Source organism: Pseudoduganella sp. SL102 (assembly GCF_027856995.1).
GTDB lineage: Bacteria > Pseudomonadota > Gammaproteobacteria > Burkholderiales > Burkholderiaceae_D > Rugamonas > Rugamonas albidiflava.
On sequence record NZ_CP115554.1, the window covers coordinates 6,013,391 to 6,037,122 of the forward strand.

Here is a 23,732-nt window from a genome sequence, read left to right on the forward strand (position 1 = left end):
GATGCCGATCCGCTACCTGATCGTCGACGACGAGGAACCGGGCCGCGCCAACCTGCGCCTGGCCCTGGCCGACCATTCCGGCTGGGAACTGGTGGCCGAATGCGACGGCAACGGGGCAGCCCGCGCCAGCTTGGCACAGCACGAGGTGGACGTGATCTTCCTCGACGTGCAGATGCCCGGCGAGACGGGGCTGGTGCTGGCGCGCGAGCTGTCGCGGCTGTGCGAGCCGCCGCTGATCGTGTTCGTCACCGCCTATGGCGCGCATGCCGTCGATGCGTTCGAAGTGCACGCGCTGGACTACCTGCTGAAACCGCTGGACGATGCGCGGCTGGCCCAGGCCGTGGAACGCGCCGCGGCGATGCTGCGCCAGCGCCAGCGCGAAGCCTATGGCGCCGCACTGCGCGACCATGCCGAGGCCGGTGCGTCGCCTTACCCGGAGCGCATCGGCGTACGCTCGGTGGGCCGCATCGAGCAAGTCATCGTCGACGAGATACTGTGGATGGAAGCCGCGGGCAATTATGTCGAGCTGCATCTGCCGGCCCGCACGGTGCTGCACAGGATCACGCTCAACCGCCTCGAAGCCCTGCTCGACCCGGCGTGCTTCCTGCGCGTGCACCGCGGCGCGATCGTGCGGCGCGACCAGATCGCCAGCCTGGTCAGCGGCGGCGAAGGCAGCCACAAGCTGATGCTCCGCTGTGGCGGCGTGGTGCCCGTCAGCGCCAGCTACATGGCGGCGCTGAAGGCCGCGCTGCACGCTTGACCTTCCCCCCGTGGGAAGGGTTACAGTGGCGCCATCGTCAATCGAGGAGTCATCATGTACGAACTGCAAGTGGAAAACATGAGCTGCGGCCACTGCGTCGCGGCGGTCACGAAAGCCGTCAAGGCCGTCGACGGCAATGCCCAGGTCGATGTCGACCTGGCCGGCAAGGGGGTGAAGGTGCAATCGGGCGCGCCGCTCGACGCGGTGAAGGCGGCCATCGCGGACGCGGGCTACCCGGTCACGAGCGCGCACTGACCGCTACTTCTCCAGTTCCGGATAGCGGCGGAAGATCCCGTCCTCGTTGAAGGGAATCCGCCGCTTCGACTTCAGGTACGCGGCGATGTTCGGCCGCGCCGCCACCTCGTCGCGCAGCGCCACCAGCCGCGGCCACTGCGGTTCGAGCTGCGCCATCGTCTTGGGGAATGCGTAGCGCAAGCCTTCGAGCAGCTGGAACAGCGACAGGTCCACGTAGGTCAGCCGCGCGCCGACAGCGAAATTGCCGCGCGCCGGATTCGCCGCCAGCACGCTCTCGAAATAGCCCAGGAACTTCGGGATCCGTTCCGCGCGAAAGTCCTTCGAACGGGCGCGCGCTTCCTTCTTCTGGTCCTCGTAATAGCTGTTCACCGAGATCGGGTGGTGCGAGTCGTGCGCCTCGGCCACGATGTCGGCGATCGTCAGCTGCAGCTGGTTGCACCACAGCCGGCCCTTCTCGGTGCGCGGCGCCAGGCCATGGCGGGCACCGAGGAACAGCAGGATGTTGGTGGTCTGCCCGATCAGCAGTTCGCCGGCGCGCAGCACGGGCGGCGCGAAAGCGGCCAGCGGCTCGCAGCGGAAGTCGAGCGACGCGTTCACCTGCGGCATGCCTTTCGCGCCGCGCGCCACGTCGCGGTAGTCGATGCCGGCTTCTTCCAGTGCCAGCCGCACGAACTCGCCGCGGCCCTGGATGGTGGGCCAGTAATACAGGGTATAGGGTTCCACAGCGCCTCCTTGGTCGGTTGGCGGCGATTCTAGCCCGGCGCGGCAGAGTACGGCGCCATCGTGACGCTACGCCGCTTCGGTCCCGGCCGCGATGCCGCGCAGGATCGGGCAATCGGGCCGCTCGTCGCCATGACAGCAGGCGGCCAGCGTGGCGATCGTGTCGCGCATTTCCGTCAGTTCGCGGATGCGCTCTTCCAGTTCGGCCACGTGGTCCAGGGCGATGCGTTTCACGTCGCCGCTGGCGCGGCTGCCATCCTGCCACAGCGACAGCAGGCCGGCGATGCGTTCCAGGGAAAAACCCAGCTTGCGCGCGCGGCGGATGAAACGCAGCGTGTGGATTTCCCTGTCGCCGTACACGCGGTAGCCGCTCTCCGTGCGCTGCGCCGCCGGCACCAGGCCGATGCTTTCATAGTAGCGGATCATCTTCGCCGTGACGCCCGAGGCGGCGGCTGCCTGCCCGATATTCATGCCTTTTACTCCTGCTTCCGATGGCGAGAGTCCCCGCGCTGCGGTTGCCAGCGCCCGGGTTGCCAGCGCGCGGGTTGCCAACGATTGAGCAGCAGCGCATTGGTGACCACGCTGACCGACGACAGCGCCATCGCCGCACCCGCCATCACGGGGCTCAGCATGCCCAGCGCCGCCAGGGGAATCCCGGCCAGGTTGTAGACGAAGGCCCAGAACAGGTTCTGGCGGATCTTGGCGAAGGTGCGCCGCGAGATGTCGAGCGCATCGGCCACCAGCGCCGGATCGCCCCGCATCAGCGTGATGCCGGCCGCCTCCATCGCCACGTCGGTGCCGGTAGACATGGCGATGCCCACGTCCGCCGCCGCCAGCGCGGGGGCATCGTTGATGCCGTCGCCCACCATCGCCACCCGCGCACCTTGCGCTTTCAGTTCCGCGATGTGCGCGGTCTTGTCGGCCGGCAGCAGGTTTGCCGCCACGCCGCCGATCCCCACCGCCGCGGCCACGGCTTGCGCGCTGCCGGCGTTATCTCCGGTCAGCATCGAGGTGGCGATGCCCTGCGCATGCAGCCGCGCCACCGCCGCCTGCGCGGTGGCCTTCGGCGGATCGTTGAACGCGAGGAGGCCCAGCAACTGCCGCCCGCCCGCATCGGCCAGCCAGGACACGGTATGGCCGGAGCGTTCCAGCGCATGCGCCTCGGCCAGCAGCGGCGCCAGGTCGACATGGCGTTCCTCCATGAGCCGGGTACTGCCCAGCACGAGGTCGCGCCCGTCCACCGCCGCCGCCAGGCCACGCCCGGGCCACGCCGTCACCGCCTGCGCCGCGGGGACCGCCGGCAGGTCCGCCGCGCGCTCCAGGGCCGCATCGAGCACGGCGCGGGCCAGCGAATGTTCGCTGCCACGCTGCAGCGCGGCGGCCAGCGCCAGCAAGTCCGGTTCCGCGATGCCATGCGCGCGCAACGCGGCAAGCACGGGGCGGCCCTGCGTCAGCGTGCCGGTCTTGTCGAAGACCACCGTGGTGACGCCGTGCGCGGTTTCCAGCGCCTGGGCATCCTTGATCAGGATGCCGTGGCGGGCCGCCACGCCGGTGCCGGCCATGATCGCCGCCGGCGTCGCCAGACCCAGCGCGCACGGGCAGGCGATCACCAGCACCGCCACCGCGTTGATCGTTGCTGTTTCCAGGTCGCCGGACGCCAGCCACCAGCCGGCCAGCGTGAGCGCGGCGATCGCCAGCACGACCGGCACGAACACGGCGCTGACGCGGTCCACCAGGTGCTGCACCGGCGCCTTGGCCGCCTGGGCATCCTCGACCAGGCGGATGATGCGCTCGAGCGTGGTCTCGGCGCCGGTGGCCGTGGTGCGCACCAGCAGCAGGCCGGCGCCATTGATCGCGCCGCCCGTCACGCGGTCGCCCGGCCGGCGCGCTACCGGCAGGCTTTCGCCGGTGACCAGCGCTTCGTCGACGTCGCTGGCGCCTTCCACCACCTCGCCATCGATGGCGATCCGCTCGCCGGGCCGCACCACCACGAGGTCGCCGGGGCGCACGGTGTCGACCGGCACGTCGCTGTCGATGCCATCGCGGCGCACGCGGGTCGATTCGGTCCGCAGCGTGCGCAGGGCGCGTATCGCCGACGTGGCCTGGCGCTTGTCGCGCGCTTCCAGCCACTTCCCCCGCAAGACCAGCGTGATGACGACGGAAGACGCTTCGAAGTACAGGTGGGCGGCATGGCCGGCCAGCATCAGGTAGACCGACAGCCCGTAGGCCGCGCTGGTGCCCAGCGCCACCAGCAGGTCCATGTTGCCGGCCCCTGCCCGCACGGCCTTCCAGCCGGCCCGGTAGAAGCGCGCGCCGAACAGGAATTGCACGGGCGTGGCCAGCAGCCATTGCAGCCAGGGCGGCGCCATCGCGTCGATGCCCAGCGGGGCAAGCAGCATCGGCGCGGCCAGCGGCAGCGACAGCAGGGCCGCCAGCAGCACCGGCAAGCCTTCGTTGGCGCCGCGCAGCCAGCGCAGCGCGAAATTGCCGCGATCCGGCGCCTGCTCGGCGGGAGCAGCCGCCGCGGCGACCGGCCCCGCTTCATAGCCCGCGTGCTCGACGGCCGCGCACAGCGTGTCGAACGGCAGCGGCGCGTCGGTCTCGACACGGGCGGTTTCGGTGGCCAGGTTGACGCTGGCGCTGCGTACGCCCGGCACGGCGGCCAGGGCCTTTTCGACACGGCCCACGCAGGCCGCGCAACTCATGCCGCCAATGCGGACGTCGTGGGAAAGCTGATTGCTCATCGGGATACTCCTGCTCCATGATGTCGCCATCATCAAGTATCCCATGATGGGAAGGTCAAGGCATTTCGCTTGGCGCTGTGCCCGCTAATTCGGGGAACTTCCCAACGGAATCACGGTCTGACTTCCTGTTGAGATACTTCATGTATATCAGGGGGCGACATGGGCACGGCGGATGTTGGAGTACTGATCGAAGCGTTGATGCAGCAACAGCTCTCGGAAGATCAGGTCGCGTTGCTGCAGGGCTTTCTGGCCAGCGTCGAGCAACCAGGCCAGTGTCATCGCCTGATCGAGGAAGCCGCCGGAAAGCCACCATGTCCACATTGCCGGTGCCAGCGGTCCCACCGTTGTGGACAGGCCAGTGGTTTGCAGCGCTATCGCTGCGTGGCGTGCCGGCGCAGCTTCAACGCCTTGACCGGCACACCCCTTGCCCGTCTGCGGCTGCGCGACAAGTGGTTGCATTATCTTCAGTGCCTGATCGAGTCGATCCCCGTGCGCTCGGCGGCCGAGCGCTTGGCGGTAGCCAAGTCGACCAGCTTTCGATGGCGCCACCGTTTCATCGCCGCGTTGCTCCGGGCGCCTCTTCCGCAGTTGTCCGGCATCGTCGAGGCCGACGAGACCTACCTTCTGGAATCACAAAAAGGCTCGCGACACCTGGACCGGCCGCCACGCAAACGCGGCGGCAAGGCCAGCCGGCGCGGCATCAGCAGCGAGCTGGACTGCATCCTCGTTGCCCGCGACCGCAACCGGCAAACCTGTGACTTCGTCACGGGCCGCGGCCCGGTCAGTGCCGGCCAGTTGATGAAGCACCTGAAGCCTGTACTGGCGCCCGATGTGCTGCTCGTGACCGATGCCGCCAAGGCCTACCAGGCATTTGCGAAGCAGGCCGGCATCACGCACGAAGCGATCAACGTGCATGCCGGCATTCGGGCACGCGGGGCACTCCATATCCAGGGTGTCAACGGATGGCACAGCCGCTTCAAGACCTGGCTGCGGCGATTCAATGGTGTCGCGAGCCGCTACCTGGCCAATTACACCGGCTGGCTACGTGTGCTCGATGCCGCCGACCTGACGGCACCGCGGCAATGGTTAAGCGTTGCCGTGGTGCAAGCCTAGGATCGTCGGCTCTTTTGTCGCGCCCGGCATCCAAGAAAGTCCCGTGATCAACGGCAAGGCTACTTAACGCGAACAGCGCCTTTCGCTTGCCCCCACGACAGGCTCAGCGCAAGGACAGGCTCAGCGCAACGGCAGGCTCAGCGCACCTCGCAGTCGACGCTGTTCGGCGCCGCGCTGCCGGGCCCGCTGTCGCCCGGGCCGATCGGGCTGTTGAACTTGACCGGCGGCGTGAACTGGATGCCGGGATTGGCCGGCAGCAGCTGCGGCGGCCGGGTAATGCCCGGCACGTAGCCGAACTGGCCGGCGTTGAAAGCGGCGCCGCCGGCACCGTTGGCGACGAAGATCATGCCGTCGAGTACCTGCACGTACAGGCCCGGTGGACGCGCGGGTTGGGCGCCGGACGGCAACGCGGGCGCGGCGCCATCCGGTGGCGCAACGAATTCGGCGATGAACGTGGTGCCGCGGATGCCGATCGTGGCGGCCGGCGTCTTCATCTCGAACTTTTCCTTGCTGCGCTTGCCCAGCAGGCCGGTGACCGAGCGCAGCCCGCCCTTGACGAGATTGAACGTCGCCGCGTCGCCTTCCGGGCGCTCGGCCGCGAAGCTGAAGTTCTCGATCGTCATCGTGGAGCCGGGGCGCAGCGTGATTTCACTGTTGTCGATGACTTTCACCATCGCGTAGGTGTTCTTTTCCGTCACCAGCGTGTCGCCGTTCTCGACCTCGGATTTCAGCGCGAGGATCTTCACGGCGCCGTTGGCCTTCTTCGCCAGCAGCGGGCCGGACAGGCGCACCACGACGCCGGCCACCGGCGCCGCCCACGCCAGCTGCGCGCAGCCCAGCAGCAGGCACAGCCACAGGACATGCCAGGGCGACAGGCACCACGGCGCCGGCGCGGGCCGGCGGCCGATGGCCGTGTCAGTTGCAGTAGTTCTTGACCACGGGTTTGTCATTTCTGGATCCTTGTTGCGCGGTGGCATTGCCTCCGCCGGTGTCTTCTTCATCCTCGGCCGGCGCCGCGTCGCCGCTGCCTGGCGCGGCAGGAACGGAACGCGCGTCGCTTTTCTTCACGTCGCGGGGGACGGTCGCGATGAACTCGTTCAACGCCACCTGCACGGGCTTGACCGGTTCGGTCGCCGTCGGCGGCGCGATAGCCTGGCAAGCCGGCAGCTGCGGCGCCAGCCGGCATTGATCCACCGACACCGGCGACGGTGGCGAAGGCGGCGGTGGCGGCGACGGCGCCGGTGCTGGCGGCGGCGGTACCGGTGCGGGCGGTGGCGGGGGTTCCGGTACCGGTGCCGGGGGCGGCGGAGGTTCCGGTGCCGGTACCGGCGGTGGTGGCGGAGGCTCCGGTGCCGGCGCTGGTGGCGGCGGAGGCGGCTCCGGCGCCGGCGATGGCGGCGGCGGTGGTTCCGGCGGAGGTGGCGGCGGAGGTGGCGATGGCGGTGGCGGCTCCGGTGCCGGTGCTGGCGGCGGAGGTGGTTCCGGCGGTGGCGGTGGTGGCGGCGGGATATTCGTGTTTTCCTGCAGCGTGAGCGTCCCGCGCGTGGCCAGGGTGGCGCCCGGCGACACCGTGATCCGGTCGCCGGCCGTCAGCCGGATCCCGCCCGTGTCGGACGTCACGCTTGCGGTGCCGCCCACCGTCAGCCGGTCCGCCGGGGAACCGCTGCGGGCCGCTTCCAGCGCGATGTCGCCGCTGCGCGAGACCACGGTACCGTCCACCGTGAGCGGGCTGTGCGCGGTGATCGCGATGGCGCCGCTGCCGGACTGCACCAGCCCTGCCGCGCCGATCGTCGTCGCGCCATGATTGCGCAGCGTGATCGCGCCGCCGTTGCCCAGGTCGAGTTTCAGGCGGTGCACGGTCAGCGCGTTCGCGTAGCCGGGGCGGTTGTTGGTGATGACGATCGGCGTGCTGCCCTCGGTGGCGGTGCCGGCGACGTCCAGCAGGCCGACCGCCGTCAGCAGCGGCGCCCCGGCCGCGCCGACGCTGCCGCCGGCCGTGACCGCGAGCGTTTCGCCGGCGATCGTGCCGCCGGCCGATGCCAGCGAGCCGGCCACCGCGAGGACGATATCGGTGCCGTGGATGCCGTCGATGCCGGCCAGCCGCGCGATGGCCAGGTCGCCGCCGTTGCGGAAGGCGACGGTGCCCGCCGACGCGACGGCCAGCTGGTCCACGTGATTGGCGGCATGGTCCAGCGCCACGGCGGTGCCCGAAACCGCCAGCGTGGCGGCCTGGATCGGCGCCGATTGGGCGACAGCCCCGCCGGTGGCCACCAGCGTGACGCCATCCTTCACGCGCAGCGCGCCGTCGACCGCCACGCTGGCGCCCTGCAGCGCCAGCATGCCGCCGGCGACCGGCGTGCCGGACAGGTCCAGCGCGCCGGTGACCGTGAGCTTGCCGCGGTAGCCGTCGCGCGTGCCGATCGCCAGCCTGCCCGCCTGCACGGTGTTCAGTTCGGCGCTGTCCAGGTAGGCGGCGCCCGCGCCCAGCGTGATCGCGGCCGTGTCGGAATAGGTATCGATGGCCACGTCGCCGGCGCCGATGCCGGCACCCGGGTCGATCGCCACGTCGTCCGAGCGCAGGATGACGCGCTGGCCGGCCAGCGCGGCGCCCGCCCCCAGCACGATGCGGCCGGCCGAGGCGGTGTTGGCGAGGTACAGGGTACCGCCGGTGCGCATGGCCGAGGCCACCGAGATGTCGCCGCGCGATTCGAGGAACAGCGCGGTGTTTTCCAGCGCGATGGCATCGGCGACCGCGATGCCGCCCGTGTGGGCGCTGTTGCCGACGTTGATTTCCCACGCGTCCACATTGGCCAGGCCGGCCTGCGCCAGCACCAGGCTCGATGCGTCGCCGCGGCCCAGCGCGATGGGCCGGCCGGCACTGGCCGTAGTGAAGGAAACGAAGCCGTTGCCGCCAGTGTCCACCTTGCCATCCAGGCGCACTTGGTCGGCCACGAACGATACCTGCGGCATGGCGCCTGCATCGCCGCCGGCATGCACCAGGGTGCCCGCATCCATGGCGACCTGCCCGCCGGCGGCGGCCTTCAGCAGCACGCCGGCGCCGGCGTCGATGCGCGCCTCGCCGGTGACAGTCACCTGCCCGCCCAGCACCTGTACGTCGCCCCCGCCGGGACTCCGGGCACTGGTCACGCTGCCCGCTTCGAGCAGCGCCGTGCGGCTGGCCTTCAGCACGATCCGGCCGTTGGCACCGACCGCCGCGCTGTCCGCGTTGACGGTGCCGCGCTGGCTCAGCAAGGCGCCGTAGATGCCCACGCGGCCGCCCGCGGCAACGATACCGCCCAGGTTCAGCGCCTCGTCTTCCGGCGCCGACACCACCACGTGCACGGCCGGGTCGTTCGAGTCCACCAGCTGCACGCTGCGGCCGGCGGCCAGCAGCACGTCGCCGTTCGGCGCGCTGATGAGGCCGGTGTTGTGCACGTTCGGCGCGACCAGCAGCACCTGCCCGCCCTGCGGCGTGGTGATGGTGCCCTGGTTGACGACACTGCCGCCGGCGCCCTCGAAGATGTGCTTGCCGGCCAGGAAGTCCCCGTTCGACAGGTTCAGCGCCGATGCCACCAGGCCGTTGACGTCGACCCGCGCATCCGGGCCGAACAGCACGCCGTTCGGGTTGACCAGGTAGACCTTGCCGTTCGACTGCAGCGAACCGAGGATGGTGCTGGGGTCGCCCCCGGTGATACGGTTCAGAACCCGGCTGTCGGCGCTTTGCTGGATGAAGCGGGTGATTTCGTCGCTGCCCACCGAAAAGCTCTGCCAGTGGATGATCGTGTTCGGCGCGTTGGTGATCGAGAACACCTTGCCGTCCTGGCTGAACGCGGCCTGGCCGGCCACCACCTGCGGCAGCGTGGGATTGGCCTGCGCGTGATGGACAGCGGACAGCCAGGTGGCGCAGCAGGCGGCGATGGTGGCGGCCAGCAGCTTGCGCCGCAAGGGCGCACGGGAAAGGATGTGGTTCATGGTGATTCCGTTGCCTCAGTAGGAAAGGCCGAGCCGCACATGCAGGCGGTTCGCATCGTCACGGCCGGTGGCGCCGCCGCGCAGCACGTGGCCATAATCCAGTTGCAGGTTGACGTGGCCGGGCAGCATCACGCGCAAGCCCAGGCCGGCGCTGGCGATCGCGGTGCTTTGCAGCTCGCCGGGCAGCGCATGGTTGCGCTTCACGTAGGCGGTGTCGTGGAAGGCCAGCGCGCGGCACTGCCAGGCCAGCTTGCCGCACAGGTTCGGCGTGTACAGTTCCAGGTTGCCGCCGGCGCCCGCGTCGCTGGCGATCTCGCGCTCGGCGAAGCCGCGCACCGAGGCCACGCCGCCGGCACCGAACTGCTCGCCCGGCACCAGCGCGGCGCCGGTCAGCTGCGCGTTGACGATGGCGCGCGCCTGCCATTCGCCCGGCAGCAGCCGGCTGTAGCTGCCGGACAGGCGCAGCAGCGTGTAGTCATCCCTGGCATGGCTGCGGGCGCGGGTGAAATCGGCCTGGCTGCCGCGCGAGCCGCCCGGCACGTTGCGCACCAGCGTGGCCGAGTCGGCCAGCTCGCCGTCCGGGAGCGTCCACGTGCCCACATACGCGGCGCTGAGCGGGCGCACCGTCACGTCGTTGCCCAGTTCCTGCCCCAGCAGCACGATGCTGTTGCGGAACGCCTTGTAGTCGATGCCGAATACCAGCCGGGCATCGTAGCGGCCACGCCGGGCCAGGGCGTGCGCGTAGCGGGCGCCGTACACCGCGCCCTTGCCGCTGACGGCCAGGTCGAACACGCCGGCCGTGACGCTGCCCGAATCGATGTTCGAATAGCTGCCGAAGACATCGAGCGAGCCGCCCAGCCCGTACAGCGGCACGTGGTAGCCGACGCCGTACACCTTGACGCGCCCCGGCCGCTCGACCGTGGTGGTGTACTGCAGCGAGAGCACGTGGTCGCGGTTGAACAGGTTGGCATGCTGCAGCACGAAGCCGGCATGGGTCCTGCCGGTCTGGCTGGAGCCGGTGTTGTCGAGGTTGGCCATGACTTTCCACGGCTGCTCGTCGGCCACGTCCAGCACCGCGTCCACCTCGTCGCCGGCGCTGCCGCCCTGCAGCTTCAGCGCGGTCTTCCTGGCCGGATTCTCGTTGGCCAGTTTCAGGCTGGCGGAAATGGCGGCGATGTTCGGCGTCTGCCCGCCCTGCAGGCCGGGCACGCTGCGGCGGATGTTGGCCTCGTCGAAATAACGGTTGTTCTTCACGGTGACGCGGCCGATCTTCGCCTGCACCACGCGCAGCCGCACGACGCCGCCATCGAGTTCCTGTTCCGGCAGTTCGACGGTGACCACGCTGTAGCCGGCCTGCTGGTACGCCGCTTCGAGCGCTTCCAGCGCGCGCTGCACGTCGCCGAAATCGCGCTCCTTGCCGGCATGGGGCGCCACCGCCCGCTCCACCACGGCGGCCGGCAGCAGGGTGTTGCCGGTGACGTCGAAGCGGTCGATCTCGAAGCGGAGCGGCGCGGAGCCGGTGTCCTGCATGGCGCTGGCGGTACTGGGCGCGCCGGCTGCGGCGGCAAGGATCGCGCCTGCCAGCAGGCGCGCGGAGCGGTGATTCATGGTGTGCGTTGGTTCCGGATATGGCTGTCGGCCCGCGCAGCGCTGCGCGGCCGCGGTTGAGCGCGCATTATCCGGCATTTATACAAAGAAATATCAATTTCAGTATGGCACTGACCGGAAGTGCAACGAAAAAGCGACAGATTGCCAGCGGTTGATAAAATCAAGGCAACGAGAACCAAGGCAACGTTGCCGGGACTGCGCGCACGCGCACCGGCCTTGGCCGAACCAGGACAACGTCGCGGGCATTTCGCGCAGGCGCGCCGCGACCCTATTTGCTGTCGAACGTGGTCACGCCATCCCAGTCCGGGCCCGGCGGGTGCTGCCGGTAGCGCGCCACGCGGCTGGCGTACAGCGTGTACAGCGCGCGTTCCGGGAAGCGCGCGCACAGGCCGGCAAGGCGCGCGCCGGCATCGTCCCAGCGCTGTGCGCGCACCAGCGCCAGCGCCTCGTGCCAGTCGGCCAGTTCGGCCTGGACGGAACCGTCGATCCCGTCCAGCGGCGCCACCGGTTCGTGGATCGCCACCGGCTCCTGCTTGCCCTTCACGCGCACCAGGTCCAGCTCGCGCCAGGCGAATTGCGGCGCGGCGGCGCGCGTGGCGGCGCCTGCGCAGATGCCCACGCCGTAGATCCTGGTCAGGCCTTCCAGCCGGGCGCCCAGGTTGACCGCGTCGCCCATCACCGTGTACGCGCGGCGGATCGACGACCCCATGTCGCCCACGTGCATGGTGCCGCTGTTGAGACCGATGCCGATCGCCAGCGGCGGCCAGCCGCGTTCGATGAATTCGGCGTTCAGCCGCGCCGCCGTGGCCTGCATCGCCAGCGCTGTCGCCACGCCGCGGCGGGCATGGTCGGCGAACGGCACCGGCGCGCCCCAGAACGCCATCACCGCGTCGCCGATGTATTTGTCGAGCGTGCCGCGATGACTGTCGCGGATGTCGGCCGACATGGCCGTCAGGTAGCGGTTGATGTATTCGCGCAGCGCCTGCGGCGCCAGGCCTTCCGAGATCGTGGTGAAGCCGCGTACGTCGGCGAACAGCACGGTCAGCTCGCGGCTTTCGCCTTCCATGCCGTAGCGCCGCGGGTCCTCGGCCATTTCGGCCACCAGTTCCGGCGCCACGTATTCACCGAAGCGCGCCACCAGCGCGCGGCCGCGCCGCACTTCGAAGAAGTAGCCCCAGGCCAGGTTCAGGATGAACAGCGCGAGGACCAGCAGCAGCGCCATCGACAGGTCGAGCGCCATGTCATGTATCGCGTACAGGTGGACATTGAGCCACCCCGCCGCCAGCGCGGCGCCCAGCGCCAGCACGATGGACGGGGCCGGCGCCAGCACGGCCAGCGCGAACGACAGCAGCACGCCCAGCGCCAGCACCTGCAGCAGTTCGGCGGCCGGCGCATAGTCGGGACGGGCCTTGAAGCTGCCATCCAGGATCGAGCGGATCAGGTTCGCATGGACTTCGACGCCGGGATACACCGCCGAGACGGGCGTGGCACGCAGGTCGTTCAGGCCGGCCGCCGTGGTGCCGACCAGGACGATCGCGCCTTCCAGCACCCCGGCCGGCACGGCGCCGCGCAGCACGTCGGCGGCCGATACGTAGCGGAAGGCGCCGCCGCGCGGGCCGCCCGTGCCGCGAAACTGCACGGTGGTCGCCAGGCCTTCGCCGACCGGGATGCGGATGCTGCCTTGCGGATGGAACAGCGCGATCGCATCGAGGCCGCCGGCGGCGCGGCCGGCCGCGGACAGCGTTTCGACCGTACCTTCCCACAACGGCGCGATGGCGCGCGCGTCGAGTGCCGCGGCCACCGTGGCCAGCGACAGCGCCGGGTAATAGCCGTTGCCGATCCTTTGCAGCAGTGGTGCCTGGCGCACCACACCGTCGGCATCCGGCACCACCGAGTAGATGCCGGCACCGCGCGCGGCTGCTTGCAGCCGGGCGATGTTCGCCTCGTAGCCGGGGGCGCGGTAAGCGTGCAGGGTGCGCCCGTTCAGCGCTTCCTCGGTAAACGCCGGCCGCGGCAGCACGCCCTTTGCCTGGGTGCTGCCGGTGGCGTAGCCCAGCACCACCGGCTGGCCGGCCAGCGCCGCCGCCAGCTGGCCGTCGTAATCGAGCCGCGGCCGCAGCCGCGCCAGTTGCGCGGCCAGGCCGGGGACGTCGCGCAATTCATTCCGCGCCAGCCCCTGCAGCACGCCGTAGCCGGAACTGTTGTCCGGTTCCGGGAACGCGATATCGAAGCCGACCGCCGCCGCGCCATGGTGCCGGGTCAGCTGCGTGACGAGCCGCGCCATCACGTCGCGGCTCCACGGGAAGCGGCCCACCTCGGTCAGGCTGCGGTCGTCGATGTCGACGATGACGATGCGCGGATCGAGTTCGGCCGGCTCGATGCGCATGCGCAGGCCGGCGATGAAGGTGTCCATGCGCGCCACCGTGTCGAGGTGCAGCCAGCCGCCGGCCTGCAGCGCCGCGCCCAGCGTCAGCAGCAGGCCGGCCAGCGTGCGCGCCGCATGGCGGCGCACGCGCTGGCGCACTCGGCCCAGCCTGTCAGCAAGGGCCGGCATCGTCATCGCACGGTGCCGCACAGGGCATGGGGAGGCGGAAGGAAGGCATCGGACGGGCAGTGTAACGGCTCGGCGCGGCGGCTGTACATGGGAATAACCCAGAAAAAGCGGGAAAAACCCGGCACGGCCGGAGAAACACCGGTCCGTGTTATTTTGCCAACAGGAAATTATCGAACGCGACGGAAAGGCGCCAGAAACGGCAAAAAAACCGCTATCATCCGTTGAGACTTGCCGGCACGGCCGGGCCGCAAGGCACGGGAATATGCACAGGAATAAGCACAGGAACAAGCACAGGAATGAGCACAGGATGAGATTCGGATGAAATTCAGATTCTGGGGGGTACGCGGCTCGATCCCCTCGCCGGGACCGCGCACGGTGCGCTATGGCGGCAATACCACCTGCATCGAGATCCGCAGCGACGACGATACCCTGATCGTGCTCGATGGCGGTACCGGCCTGTTCTGCCTGGCCCAGGCGCTGGTGGCCGCGCCCCACCGCCCCATCGAGGCCAATATCTTCATCACGCACAGCCACTGGGACCATATCCACGGCTTGCCCTTCTTCACGCCGCTGTTCATCAAGGGCAGCCGCGTGCGCCTGCATGGCGCGACCGACCCGGATACCGGCAACGGCATCGAGCACGTGATGGGCGTGCAGCTGCAGAACAGCTATTTCCCGGTCGGCGAGGCGCAGATGGCAGCGACCATCGAATACCGCACGCTGGCGGTCGGCGAGGCGCTGCCGGTCGGCGACGCGGTGGTGCGCAACGTGGTGATGAGCCACCCGGTGACCGACCTGGGCTACCGTGTCGACTGCAACGGCAAGTCGGTGTTCTTCACCGGCGACCATGAACCCCTATTCAACCTGTATCGCGAAGACCAGCCCGAACATGCGGCGTTCGCGCAGCATGTGGCGCAGCGCACGGCCGCCATCGACGACCTGGCGCGCGGCGCGGATGCGCTGATCGTCGACTGCTCGTACACCCGCGAGGAATATCCGTCAAAGGTCGGCTGGGGCCACGGCACCTTCGACGGCGCGCTGGCGATGGCCGTGCGCACCGGCGCCCGGCGCCTGTATTGCACGCACCATGAACCGACCCGCAGCGACGACGAGCTCGAAGCCGTGTTCGCCGAGGTGATGGCGCGCCACGCGCCGCTGCCCGGCGGCCTGCAGGTTTTCCTTGCATACGAAGGCCTGGAAGTCGATCTGGGATGAGCACGCTGGCCGATGGCGACACGCACATGCCGTTCCTGCGGGCGCTGGCCGCGGTGGTGGCACGGCTGCGCGATGCCGGCAGCCTGGATGAAGTGATGGCCGATCCGGCCGGTACGGTGGCCGGCCTGTTCGCCTGCGACCGCTTCACGCTGTACGCGGTCGATGCCGAAGGCGATTACCTGGTATCGAAGGCGAAGAGCGCGGCGGGCGCGTGGCGCGACGTGAAGGTGGCGATCTCGCCGCACGGCATTGCGGGCCACGTGGCAGTGGCGCGCCGGGCCGTCAACATTGCCGATGCGTACGACGATGCCGAACTGGCGCGCATCGCGCCGGGATTGCGCTTCCCGCGCGGCGTCGACCAGCGCACCGGCTACCGCACGCGGCAGGTGCTGGCCGTGCCCGTGCTGGCCCCAGGGTCGGGCGCGCTGCTGGGCGTGATCCAGCTGGTCAACACGCGCGACGGCGCGCCGTTCCCGGAACACGCGCTGGCAGGCGCCACGGAGCTGGCAACAGCGCTGGCGGAAGCGCTGGGAGGCGCGCAGAAGGAAGGGTCACGCAGGACACCGCCGCCACCAGCCGCGCCATCTACCCGCCCCACCCCGCCGGCGGCAGCGGATCGGCCGGTCGCCACGCGCGCCGTCGTGCCGGCGCCGGCCGGCGACGATGGGGCCCGGCTGCTGGCGCGGATCGTGGCCGATGCGCAGCGGCTGGGCGCGGCCGCGATCCACGTGGAGGCGGCCGGCCGCGCCGGCAGCGCGATCCGCCTGCGCCGCGATGGCGTGCTGGCACCCTACGCCAGCCTGCCGCCCGCCCAGGCCGCGGCACTGGCAGCGCACCTCGAAGCGGTTGTCCACTGGGTAAGCGCGGCGGCGGGCAAACCGCACGATGAGAAGCCCCACGACGGCAAGTCCGGTCATGGGCAGCCGCGCTACGGCACGCTGCGCGGCGGCGCGCATGGCTTGCCGGACGTGGTGCTGCACGCGGCCACGCTCCCGTCGACGGCCGGCATGGACGTGGTACTGCGCATCGCCGCGCCCAACGCGGCGGTGCCGCTGGCGCGGCTGGGCATGGCGCCGGACGACCTGTCCCGCCTGCGCGGAATGCTCGGCGAAGCGCGCGGCCTGTTGCTGGTGTGCGCCCCCGCCGATTCTGGCAAGAGCACGACACTGCATGCGCTGCTGGCTGGCCTGAACCACCCGGAGCGCAAGATCTGCACCGCCGAAGACCCGGTGACACTGGTGCAGCCCGGCCTGCGCCAGGTGCACGCCGGCCGTGCGTCCAACCTGGCGGTCGCCGCCGCCCTGGAAGCGTTCCGGCAAGCCGACGCCGATGTGATCATGGTCGATGCACCGTGCGACGTTCCGGCGGCCGGCCTGGCGGTCGAAGCGGCGCTGTCGGGCCGGCTGGTGCTGGCGGCGCTGCCGGCGCGGAACGCGGTGGAAGGAGCACGGCGCCTGCTCGACATGGCCGCCGATCCGTTCGGCGCCGCCGCCGCGCTGGCCGGCGTGCTGGCGCAGCGGCTGGCCAGGAAACTGTGCACGGCGTGCCGCCAGCCGTATCACCCCGGCGCGGCGGAACTGGACCTGCTGCTGACGGAGTACTGTGCCGAAATGCAGCCCGGCGACGATGCCGCCGCCGGCAACGACGCCCGCGTCGCCGCCTATGTCGCCGCGAACAATGCCGGCTTCGCGCGCGAGGAAGTGCTGGCCAGCTGGCGCGAGCGCCATGCCGATGCCGGCGGGCGCTTCACGCTGTACCGCGCGGTGGGCTGCGCCGAATGCCGCGGCGGCTACCGGGGCCGCGCCGGCTTGTTCGAGCTGATGACGGTGGGTGAGCGTACCGCGCGGCTGCTGGCACGGCGCGGCGCACCCGCGCCGCTCGCGGCGGCGGCGCTGGAAGACGGCATGCGCACGCTGAAGATGGATGGGATCGACAAGGTGTTGGCCGGCATTACCGACATCGGCATGGTGCGCGCGGCGTGCGCGCGGCAAGGAAGCGCATGGACAAACTGAAAGGTACCGTGACCGAACTGCGGCGCGGCAAAAGCGTGTCGTACAACCCGAAAACGGGCACCAGCGTGATCCACGCGGCGGTATTCCGGCTGGACGGCCAGCTGGTGAAGATCGTCTCGTCCACCCCGCTCGTGATCGCCGAGGGACAGGACATCGTGGTGGTCGGCCGGCGCCGCGCCAAGGTGTTCATGGCCTACGCCCACCGCAACCTCACCACCGGCCACGAAGGCCATGAAGGCTGGGCCACGCGGCTGCTGGTGACCATCTTCGTCGTCACCGCCGCGCTGTGGCTGGGCTCACTGATGGGCGGCCAGTATGCGGTGGTGTCCGGCATCGTGTTCGTGGCGCTCGGCTTCGCGATGGCGTGGCGCTCGCTGGAAGTGGTGCAGGCGCTGGTGCTGCTGCGCCGCTGAACACCTGGCGCCGGGGCGAGCCGGAATAGTGACCAGCCTCGCCCAGGCTCTCAGCGCGGCGGGCCGATCAGCGCCAGCGTGTTGGCGGTCAGGCGCCCGCTGCGCGGGTCGGACGACAACCCCGCGTCGACCGCGATGTCGCCGGAATGCAGCAGGTTACTGCGGTAGAAGATGGCGCGGTTGAACTTCGCCTCGACGCTTGCGGTGCGTTCGAACAGCGCCGTGTCGCCGCGGATGTAGCGCAAGCCGCGCCCCGGCTGGCGCCTTGCTTCCTCCATCACTTCCTGTTTCAGGCGCGGCGCATAGTCGGCGAGGCGCTGCCCGTCCATGCTGTCGAAACCGGTGCTGCGATGGCGGTAGAACGAGGTGCCGCCGAACCGTTCATCGCACAGGTAATGCACGCTGGCGATCCGGTTGCGCTCGACGCTGTCGAAATGGGGGACGCTCTGGATCGGGCGCAGTGCTTCCGGCGGCGTGGTGGCCAGCGACAGCACGCAGGACAGCGGCGTGATCGCCGCATCGCCGCCGGCGCCGAAGGTGGACAGCAGGAGCTCGCGCAGGCGGGCATGCACGGCACTTGCATACGCCATGTCCAGGGACTTGCGGATGCCCGGATAGAAATCGCCGTCCTGCCGCTGGAACGCCGTTCCCGTTTCCGCCCAGCGCACGATGGCCTCGGGATCGAGCAGCAGGCCGTCGACGATCAGCACCGGTTCCCGGTCGGCGCCCACGTAGAGCACCTGGTGGGCGGGGGACGGAGCGATCGCGAACGCCGCGTCATGCATGGCCGTATCCATGGCTACGCCCCGCGTGCAAGGCGCTTGTTGCGGCGGTCGATCATGGCGTAGACATGGCCGAGCGACGCCAGCATGGTATAGGCCGGGCCGAGGAAGCCCTGCGCGTGCAGGTGGGCAACCGCTGCCCCATCGAGCTGCTCCAGGCGGGCGTCATCGATGGTGTACAGGCCCTGCACCTGGGTCGACTCCTGGTTCGCGAACGTGATCTCCAGCTGCATCGGCACCAGCAGCTTGTGGTGCAGCAGCGTGTCGATGAATTGCCGTGTCGGCGCCTCGCCGTCGAGGAGTTCGGCCAGCCGGCCCTTGGCTTCCTCCAGGTACGCCGTTTCCCGCCCGTCGGCGTCGAAGATGCGTTCGCCGTCGCTGCCGATGCTGGCGTGCTCGATGTCGATGCACACGACGAAGTGGTCGCCCTCGCCCGCCTTGTCGGTGGCTTTGCCCAGGAAAAACGGCTGGCGCGAGACTTGCAGCGGGACGTAGATGGCGTCCCACCGTTCACCATCGGCGAACAGGTTCTCGCTGTCGTGGAAGCCGAACAGCGCGACGCAGGCGAAGCGTCCCGTGTCCTTGTCCTTGGTGAAGGCGATCGGGTATTGGACGACGAGCTTCAGGAACTCGCTCAATACCACCGGCACCATGGTCAGCGCCGCGCCGGCCGCTTCCACCCGGCGGCTGTCGACGCGGACCTGCCGGTGCGCCGTGTTGTCCAGTGAAATCAGATGTGCCATGCCTGTGTCCTGTGTCCTGTGTTCTGGGGAAGATAGCCTATACCGCCGGAAGGCCGTAGGCGTGGATCTTGGCGATCAGTTCGCGATGGGCCGGCAGCATTTTCAGCGCCTTCCTGGCGGCCGCGCTGTTCTGCGCCAGGTGCTCCTGCGCCGCGCGCTGCTCGCTGGCCGATGGCCGCAGGAATTCCGGGTCCGTCCTGAAGCCCATGCCGTACAGGACATACTGATAGCTGGCGGCCGGGAACACTTCGTTATTGCTGGTGAAGTCGCAGTTGCCGGGCGGGCGATGGCGCCACAGCCGCATCAGGTCCTTCAGGCTGTCGGGGATGGTTTCCGGTGCCCGGTTATCGGTCCAGAACGCATTGTCGGTACGCTTGCTGAGGATGTAATGCAGCTTCAGGAAATCGATGATCCGGTCCCAGCGGTACAGGAAGGTGTCGTTGAAGCGCCGGGCGACGATGTCCATGGTGTCGCGGGTGGCGGGCAACTGCTCGGCAAGCATGTCGGCCGACAGTTCCACCAGCACCAGCGCCGAGGCTTCCAGCGGCTCCAGGAATCCGGCGGCCAGGCCTACCGCGACGCAGTTGTTCTTCCAGAACAGCTGGCGATGGCCGGAGCGGATCGGAATGCTGCGCGTGCCGACCGATTTCCCCGCCGGCCTGATATAGGCGCGCAGCGCGGCTTCGGCCTGCTCGTCGCTCGTGTGCCGGCTGGAATACACGTAGCCGATGCCGCGCCGGGTCACCAGCCCGATATCCCAGATCCAGCCGGCGGCCTGGCCGGTCGAGATGGTGTGCGAAGCGATCGGCGCATCTTCGCGCTCGTACGGCACCTGGGCGGCGATGGCCTTGTCGATGAACAGGACGTCGCCCCGGTCGACGAAGGGCACGCCCAGGTGCTTGCCCAGCAGGAGCGAGTTGAAGCCGGTGCAGTCGATGAACAGGTCGCCCGCGATCTCGCCCTGCTGCGCGGTGACGATGGCCGCGATATCGCCGTTGGGCGCGCTGTTGACGGCGGTAACGTCGCCCTGGATATGCGTCACACCCAGTTTGGTGGTGCAATGGCGCGTCAGGAACCCGACGAATTTGCCGGCGTCCAGGTGGTAGGCGTAGTTGGCCACCGACGCGTATTCCGGCGTGGTGATCATCTTGGGCGCCAGCCCGTGTTCGCAGACCTGCTCCTGCAGGCACACGGTGTCGGAGAACGAGCGGCCGGCGCAGGCGCTCTGCCAGTAAGGCACCAGGTCCAGCTGGCCGAAGCCTTGCGGCAGCATCAGCGGGTGGTAATAAAAATCGTCGGCGGTGCCGTCGACCCAGCGTGCGAACTTGGCGCCCTGCTTGAAGGTCGCTTCGCATTCGCGCATGAAGTCGGTTTCCGAAATGCCCATCTTCATCAGCGTGCTGCGCATGGTAGGCCAGGTGCCCTCGCCCACGCCGATCGGGCCGATGGTGGGCGACTCGACCAGGGTGACGGTGATGCCGCTGTCCCGGGCGTGCCGGGCAGCGATGCGGCCCGCGGTAATCCAGCCGGCCGCGCCGCCGCCGACGATGACGATGTGTTTGATGTGCTGGTTCATGTCTGCCTTATCGATGTTGGGCATGAGACAGTTGAAACGGCGGGGCGCCGGCGCGGTTTTTGGCCCGCATTTGACCCGCTTTCGGCGCCCTTCCCGTCACGTCACGTCAGAACTTGGCGATCAGGCCGAGCGCGAAACGGCGGCCGGAATCTTCCGCCAGCAGGAACTGGTTGGTGTAGCGGCCATACTTCTTGACCACCGCTTCGTTCAGGTTGCTTGCCTCGAACACCACCGACAGGTTCTTCGACACTTCGTAGCTGCCGCTCAGGTCCCATTGGCCATAGGCCGCCACCTGGGTCACCCCGTCGCCGTTTTGCTGGGTCAGAGATTGCAGGAACTTGTCGCGCCAGTTGTAGGCCAGGCGCAGCTGGTACGGGCCCCGTTCGTAGAAGCCGACGACGTTGGCGGAATCGCTGATGCCGGTCACCGCGAACTTCTGGTTGACGTCGCCCGGGTTCAGGTTGGCGTCGCTGCGCACGATGGTGCCGTTGACGATGAAGCCCAGGCCGTTGTCGAACGTGTGCTGCACGGCCAGCTCGAAGCCGTGGACCACCGCGGATGGCCCATTGCTGGGCCGGGTCAGGGTGAACACGGCCGGGCCATCGGCCGGATCGGGCTTGAGCTTGTCGGTCCCTGTGCTGGGGTCGGTCAGCACGCCGGTACTGGTGTTGAATTGCCGCGTCGTGTTGCTGGAAACGATGAAATTGCTGACGTCTTTCCAGAAGAATCCGCCCGAGACATAGCTGGCCGGCTTGTAGTACCACTCCAGCGACAGGTCGAGGTTATTCGACTCGAAGGGCTTCAATGCCGGATCGCCCGAGGAGGCGGTCAGCGTGCCGGGACGCGTCGTGACGATGTTGGTGGCGGGCGACAAATCGTCGAGGCGCGGCCGCGTCAGCGAGCGGTAAACGGCCACGCGCGCCATCAGCGTGTCCGTCAGCTCGACATTCGCGCTGAAGTTGGGCAACACCGAGTAGTACGAATTGCTGACGTTGATGGCCGACTTGGCGCCATACACGGCGCTGAGCTCGGTGGCATCGAGCACGTTCAGCCGCTCGATATTGCCCTGGGTGCCCGAGACCTTGATATCGGTGTGTTCCAGCCGCGCGCCGGCGGTCATCCGCACGGGCCTGTCGGCCAGCGTGCCGGCGAAGGCCAGTTCCAGGTAGCCCGAGGTGGTTTTCTCCTCGACCGCATAGGAGTTGTCGCGCACCACGGCGTCGAAGTTCTTGCCGCTTTGCTGCTCGACGAACGCGAACTGCTTCTCGCCGTCGTGGCGCAGCCAGGAGGCCGGCGTGCGGCCGCTGCCGCTGACGCCCTTCAGGAAGTCGCTGCCCGCGTTGAACACGCTGAGGGTGCCGGCTGGAATGACCGGGGTATCGGCATAGCCGCAGTACGTGCAGTGAATCCCCACGCCCTCGTTGTCCCAACGGGTCAGCGCCTTGGTTTCCTGCGAGCGCTGGAGGCCGAAGCGGGCCGAAACCAGCCCTTCGCCGCTGCCCTCCTTCCAGACGCCATCGACCTTGTACTGGCGCACCGCGTCGTCGACGGCCCAGCCGCGGCGCAGCATCACGTGCGCGCGGGCGTTGGCCGGGTCGAGGTAATTGCCGACGGAATGGGTGATCGGCCGGCCCTGGGCATCGTTTTCGTACACCAGCCCGGTCGCCGGGGTGGCGAATTCGCTCACCCAGGGCAAGGTGGCGGAATCGGACTGGAAGCGTGCGCGGTTCTTGTAGCCGATCAGCGAAAGCTGGTCGCCGCCGCCGTTGTTGGGCTCGCGCGTCGCATCCGACTTCCACGCATCGAAGACGAAATTGAGCTTGTTCGAGATTTTCCAGTCGGCTTGCAGGCCGAACGACTTGGTGTTGGTCAGGCGGTCGAATTTCTTGGCATGGAAGTCCGTCGCCAGTCCGGTTTCCTGGTACAGGTCGGTGACGGTACCGTTGGCGTCGGTGCGGGCGCGCTCCACGTTCGGCGCGGTGAACCAGTGGCCGTACGAAGTGGCGTCGGTCTTGATGTCGAAGTCGGAATACAGCGCGTCGGCGGTCAGGGTCAGGCTGCTCGACGGCCGGTACTGCAGCACCAGGTTGGCATTGGTGCGGGTGCGCTCCTCGAACGTCACCTTGGTGTCGTAGTTACGGGGTGAAAACACGTTGCCGGCGAATCCGGCGCCGTCATTGAGTTCGCTGGCCGGGATGCCGGCGTTTTGCAGCCAGCCATCGGTTTGCGCCTGGTTCAGGCGCGTCCTGGCCTTCTTGCGCGAGACCGCCAGCAGCGCGCCGAACTTGCCGTTGGCGAAGGTATCGCTGACGAGCAGCGAGTATTCCGGCGTGGTCTCGCCGCTGTTATCGTCGTGCAGCGCCTTGACCGACCCGGCCACCTTGAAGCCGCCCAGGTTCAAGGGCCGGGCCGTGGTGATGTTGATGGTCGAGCCGATGCCGCCCGACTGCTGGGTCGCGGTGCCTGTCTTGAAGACATTGATGCTGTTGACCAGGTCGGCCGAGACGGTATCGAAGTTGAAGGCGCGGTTTTCATTTTCCGAGGCGACCTGGCGACCGTTCACCAGCACGGTATTGAAGTCGGGGCCGAAGCCGCGCACGGTGACCTGCTTGCCCTCGCCGCCCGAGCGGTCGATCGACACGCCGGTGATGCGCTGCAGGGATTCGGCCAGGTTCTGGTCGGGGAACTTGCCGATGTCTTCGGCCGAAATGGCGTCGACGATGCCGTTGCCTTCCCGCTTGGTGTCGAGCGAATTGATCAGGCTGCGCCGGATCCCCTTGACCACCACGGCATTGATCTTCGCGCCTTCGCCGGCCGGTTCGGGCGGGACCTCCTGCGCCACGCTATGGTGCGCGGTCGTCAACATTGCCGTGAAGGCCAACACGGCATTGGAAACGTTTCTATTTTTCATCTCGCTCCTCTACTCCTTGTATTGTTGTGCTTTGGGGTGGGAAGACTCTCGCGCTGTGGACGACGCGAGCACAGCAGGCCGGCAAGGGACAGGACAGGCTGACGCGTGCCATGTGCCGGTGAAGAGCGATGGTATGTCAATACTGCAAGTTTAGAAAAATATAATGCGGAGCTGATGTAGTTTTGGTACAGCTTGTTCCTTTTCGCGGGAAGTTATGTTAATGGTTACACGTATCTCCGCTTCGGTGGTCGGGCGATGGTTGCCCGAAGACTAGAACGCTCCTGGTTTCGTGGCGCGTAGTTTGAGGAAAGTGGCGCAAAATTCCGCATGGGATACCTGGGCTGGAGCAAGGCT

At 68.7% G+C, this 23,732-nt stretch carries 17 protein-coding genes; 6 read left to right on the top strand and 11 right to left on the bottom strand.

Annotated features, from left to right (window positions below; translation table 11 throughout):
* Nucleotide 1 precedes the first annotated feature (1 nt).
* Both OU994_RS25440 and OU994_RS25445 read left to right on the top strand, forming a co-directional pair.
* Entirely contained in the window at nucleotides 2–760 is a 759-nt protein-coding gene (locus tag OU994_RS25440; RefSeq protein WP_281608199.1) for a LytTR family DNA-binding domain-containing protein, read from the top strand.
* A 54-nt stretch (nucleotides 761–814) separates the two neighbouring features.
* Nucleotides 815–1,015: a heavy-metal-associated domain-containing protein gene (locus OU994_RS25445; RefSeq protein ID WP_281608200.1), complete on the top strand. Its 201-nt coding sequence runs from the start codon at nucleotides 815–817 to the stop codon at nucleotides 1,013–1,015.
* Between the two features lie 3 nt (nucleotides 1,016–1,018).
* On the opposite strand, the gene OU994_RS25450 is transcribed toward OU994_RS25445, so the two are convergent.
* From OU994_RS25450 to OU994_RS25460, 3 genes are all read right to left on the bottom strand, one after another.
* The gene (locus OU994_RS25450) at nucleotides 1,019–1,738 is read right to left on the bottom strand and encodes a glutathione S-transferase (RefSeq protein WP_281608201.1); all 720 of its coding nucleotides are present in this window, start codon (nucleotides 1,736–1,738) and stop codon (nucleotides 1,019–1,021) included.
* A gap of 66 nt (nucleotides 1,739–1,804) precedes the next feature.
* Entirely contained in the window at nucleotides 1,805–2,206 is a 402-nt protein-coding gene (gene cueR / locus OU994_RS25455; RefSeq protein WP_281608202.1) for a Cu(I)-responsive transcriptional regulator, read from the bottom strand.
* Nucleotides 2,207–2,211: 5 nt separating this feature from the next.
* Entirely contained in the window at nucleotides 2,212–4,479 is a 2,268-nt protein-coding gene (locus OU994_RS25460) for a cation-translocating P-type ATPase (RefSeq protein WP_281608203.1), read from the bottom strand.
* A gap of 159 nt (nucleotides 4,480–4,638) precedes the next feature.
* Between OU994_RS25460 and OU994_RS25465 the strand changes: the two genes are divergently transcribed.
* The gene (locus tag OU994_RS25465) at nucleotides 4,639–5,592 is read left to right on the top strand and encodes an IS1595 family transposase (RefSeq protein ID WP_281608204.1); all 954 of its coding nucleotides are present in this window, start codon (nucleotides 4,639–4,641) and stop codon (nucleotides 5,590–5,592) included.
* A gap of 137 nt (nucleotides 5,593–5,729) precedes the next feature.
* Here the strand turns inward: OU994_RS25465 and OU994_RS25470 are convergent, their stop codons facing one another.
* From OU994_RS25470 to OU994_RS25485, 4 genes are all read right to left on the bottom strand, one after another.
* Nucleotides 5,730–6,542 (bottom strand): FecR family protein, encoded by an 813-nt coding sequence (locus tag OU994_RS25470; RefSeq protein WP_281608205.1) that lies wholly within the window; start codon nucleotides 6,540–6,542, stop codon nucleotides 5,730–5,732.
* Entirely contained in the window at nucleotides 6,508–9,564 is a 3,057-nt protein-coding gene (locus OU994_RS25475; RefSeq protein WP_281608206.1) for a filamentous hemagglutinin N-terminal domain-containing protein, read from the bottom strand. The genes OU994_RS25470 and OU994_RS25475 overlap by 35 nt, the downstream gene beginning before the upstream one ends.
* Before the next feature lie 15 nt (nucleotides 9,565–9,579).
* Nucleotides 9,580–11,172 carry a ShlB/FhaC/HecB family hemolysin secretion/activation protein gene (locus tag OU994_RS25480; RefSeq protein ID WP_281608207.1) on the bottom strand — a complete coding sequence of 531 codons (1,593 nt, stop codon included), beginning with the start codon at nucleotides 11,170–11,172 and terminating at the stop codon, nucleotides 9,580–9,582.
* 268 nt (nucleotides 11,173–11,440) lie between these two features.
* The gene (locus OU994_RS25485) at nucleotides 11,441–13,726 is read right to left on the bottom strand and encodes a CHASE2 domain-containing protein (protein ID WP_281608208.1); all 2,286 of its coding nucleotides are present in this window, start codon (nucleotides 13,724–13,726) and stop codon (nucleotides 11,441–11,443) included.
* A gap of 318 nt (nucleotides 13,727–14,044) precedes the next feature.
* Between OU994_RS25485 and OU994_RS25490 the strand changes: the two genes are divergently transcribed.
* From OU994_RS25490 to OU994_RS25500, 3 genes are read left to right on the top strand one after another with little or no spacing between them, the layout of a single operon-like run.
* Nucleotides 14,045–14,941 (top strand): MBL fold metallo-hydrolase, encoded by an 897-nt coding sequence (locus OU994_RS25490; RefSeq protein ID WP_281608209.1) that lies wholly within the window; start codon nucleotides 14,045–14,047, stop codon nucleotides 14,939–14,941.
* Nucleotides 14,938–16,953: a GspE/PulE family protein gene (locus OU994_RS25495; RefSeq protein ID WP_281608210.1), complete on the top strand. Its 2,016-nt coding sequence runs from the start codon at nucleotides 14,938–14,940 to the stop codon at nucleotides 16,951–16,953. The genes OU994_RS25490 and OU994_RS25495 overlap by 4 nt, the downstream gene beginning before the upstream one ends.
* Nucleotides 16,941–17,366 (top strand): hypothetical protein, encoded by a 426-nt coding sequence (locus OU994_RS25500; protein WP_281608211.1) that lies wholly within the window; start codon nucleotides 16,941–16,943, stop codon nucleotides 17,364–17,366. The genes OU994_RS25495 and OU994_RS25500 overlap by 13 nt, the downstream gene beginning before the upstream one ends.
* A 50-nt stretch (nucleotides 17,367–17,416) precedes the next feature.
* Here the strand turns inward: OU994_RS25500 and OU994_RS25505 are convergent, their stop codons facing one another.
* The 4 genes from OU994_RS25505 to OU994_RS25520 all read right to left on the bottom strand — a co-directional run bounded on the left by OU994_RS25505 (nucleotide 17,417) and on the right by OU994_RS25520 (nucleotide 23,378).
* Nucleotides 17,417–18,163, bottom strand: coding sequence for a DUF6445 family protein (locus OU994_RS25505; RefSeq protein ID WP_281608212.1), 747 nt, complete (start codon nucleotides 18,161–18,163; stop codon nucleotides 17,417–17,419).
* 2 nt (nucleotides 18,164–18,165) lie between these two features.
* The gene (locus tag OU994_RS25510; protein ID WP_281608213.1) at nucleotides 18,166–18,891 is read right to left on the bottom strand and encodes a SapC family protein; all 726 of its coding nucleotides are present in this window, start codon (nucleotides 18,889–18,891) and stop codon (nucleotides 18,166–18,168) included.
* 37 nt (nucleotides 18,892–18,928) lie between these two features.
* Nucleotides 18,929–20,467 carry a tryptophan halogenase family protein gene (locus OU994_RS25515; protein WP_281608214.1) on the bottom strand — a complete coding sequence of 513 codons (1,539 nt, stop codon included), beginning with the start codon at nucleotides 20,465–20,467 and terminating at the stop codon, nucleotides 18,929–18,931.
* A 106-nt stretch (nucleotides 20,468–20,573) separates the two neighbouring features.
* A complete protein-coding gene (locus tag OU994_RS25520; protein ID WP_281608215.1) occupies nucleotides 20,574–23,378 on the bottom strand; it encodes a TonB-dependent receptor in 2,805 nt (934 codons plus the stop codon).
* Nucleotides 23,379–23,732: the final 354 nt, after the last annotated feature.

Bases quoted from the DNA above. Each gene is read 5' to 3' on its own strand.
- OU994_RS25440 (WP_281608199.1), top strand. From the start codon at position 2: ATGCCGATCCGCTACCTGATCGTCGACGACGAGGAACCGGGCCGCGCC.
- OU994_RS25445 (WP_281608200.1), top strand. From the start codon at position 815: ATGTACGAACTGCAAGTGGAAAACATGAGCTGCGGCCACTGCGTCGCG.
- cueR (WP_281608202.1), bottom strand. From the start codon at position 2,206: ATGAATATCGGGCAGGCAGCCGCCGCCTCGGGCGTCACGGCGAAGATG.
- OU994_RS25460 (WP_281608203.1), bottom strand. From the start codon at position 4,479: ATGAGCAATCAGCTTTCCCACGACGTCCGCATTGGCGGCATGAGTTGC.
- OU994_RS25465 (WP_281608204.1), top strand. From the start codon at position 4,639: ATGGGCACGGCGGATGTTGGAGTACTGATCGAAGCGTTGATGCAGCAA.
- OU994_RS25470 (WP_281608205.1), bottom strand. From the start codon at position 6,542: ATGACAAACCCGTGGTCAAGAACTACTGCAACTGACACGGCCATCGGC.
- OU994_RS25475 (WP_281608206.1), bottom strand. From the start codon at position 9,564: ATGAACCACATCCTTTCCCGTGCGCCCTTGCGGCGCAAGCTGCTGGCC.
- OU994_RS25480 (WP_281608207.1), bottom strand. From the start codon at position 11,172: ATGAATCACCGCTCCGCGCGCCTGCTGGCAGGCGCGATCCTTGCCGCC.
- OU994_RS25485 (WP_281608208.1), bottom strand. From the start codon at position 13,726: ATGCCGGCCCTTGCTGACAGGCTGGGCCGAGTGCGCCAGCGCGTGCGC.
- OU994_RS25490 (WP_281608209.1), top strand. From the start codon at position 14,045: ATGAAATTCAGATTCTGGGGGGTACGCGGCTCGATCCCCTCGCCGGGA.
- OU994_RS25495 (WP_281608210.1), top strand. From the start codon at position 14,938: ATGAGCACGCTGGCCGATGGCGACACGCACATGCCGTTCCTGCGGGCG.
- OU994_RS25500 (WP_281608211.1), top strand. From the start codon at position 16,941: ATGGACAAACTGAAAGGTACCGTGACCGAACTGCGGCGCGGCAAAAGC.
- OU994_RS25505 (WP_281608212.1), bottom strand. From the start codon at position 18,163: ATGGATACGGCCATGCATGACGCGGCGTTCGCGATCGCTCCGTCCCCC.
- OU994_RS25510 (WP_281608213.1), bottom strand. From the start codon at position 18,891: ATGGCACATCTGATTTCACTGGACAACACGGCGCACCGGCAGGTCCGC.
- OU994_RS25515 (WP_281608214.1), bottom strand. From the start codon at position 20,467: ATGAACCAGCACATCAAACACATCGTCATCGTCGGCGGCGGCGCGGCC.
- OU994_RS25520 (WP_281608215.1), bottom strand. From the start codon at position 23,378: ATGAAAAATAGAAACGTTTCCAATGCCGTGTTGGCCTTCACGGCAATG.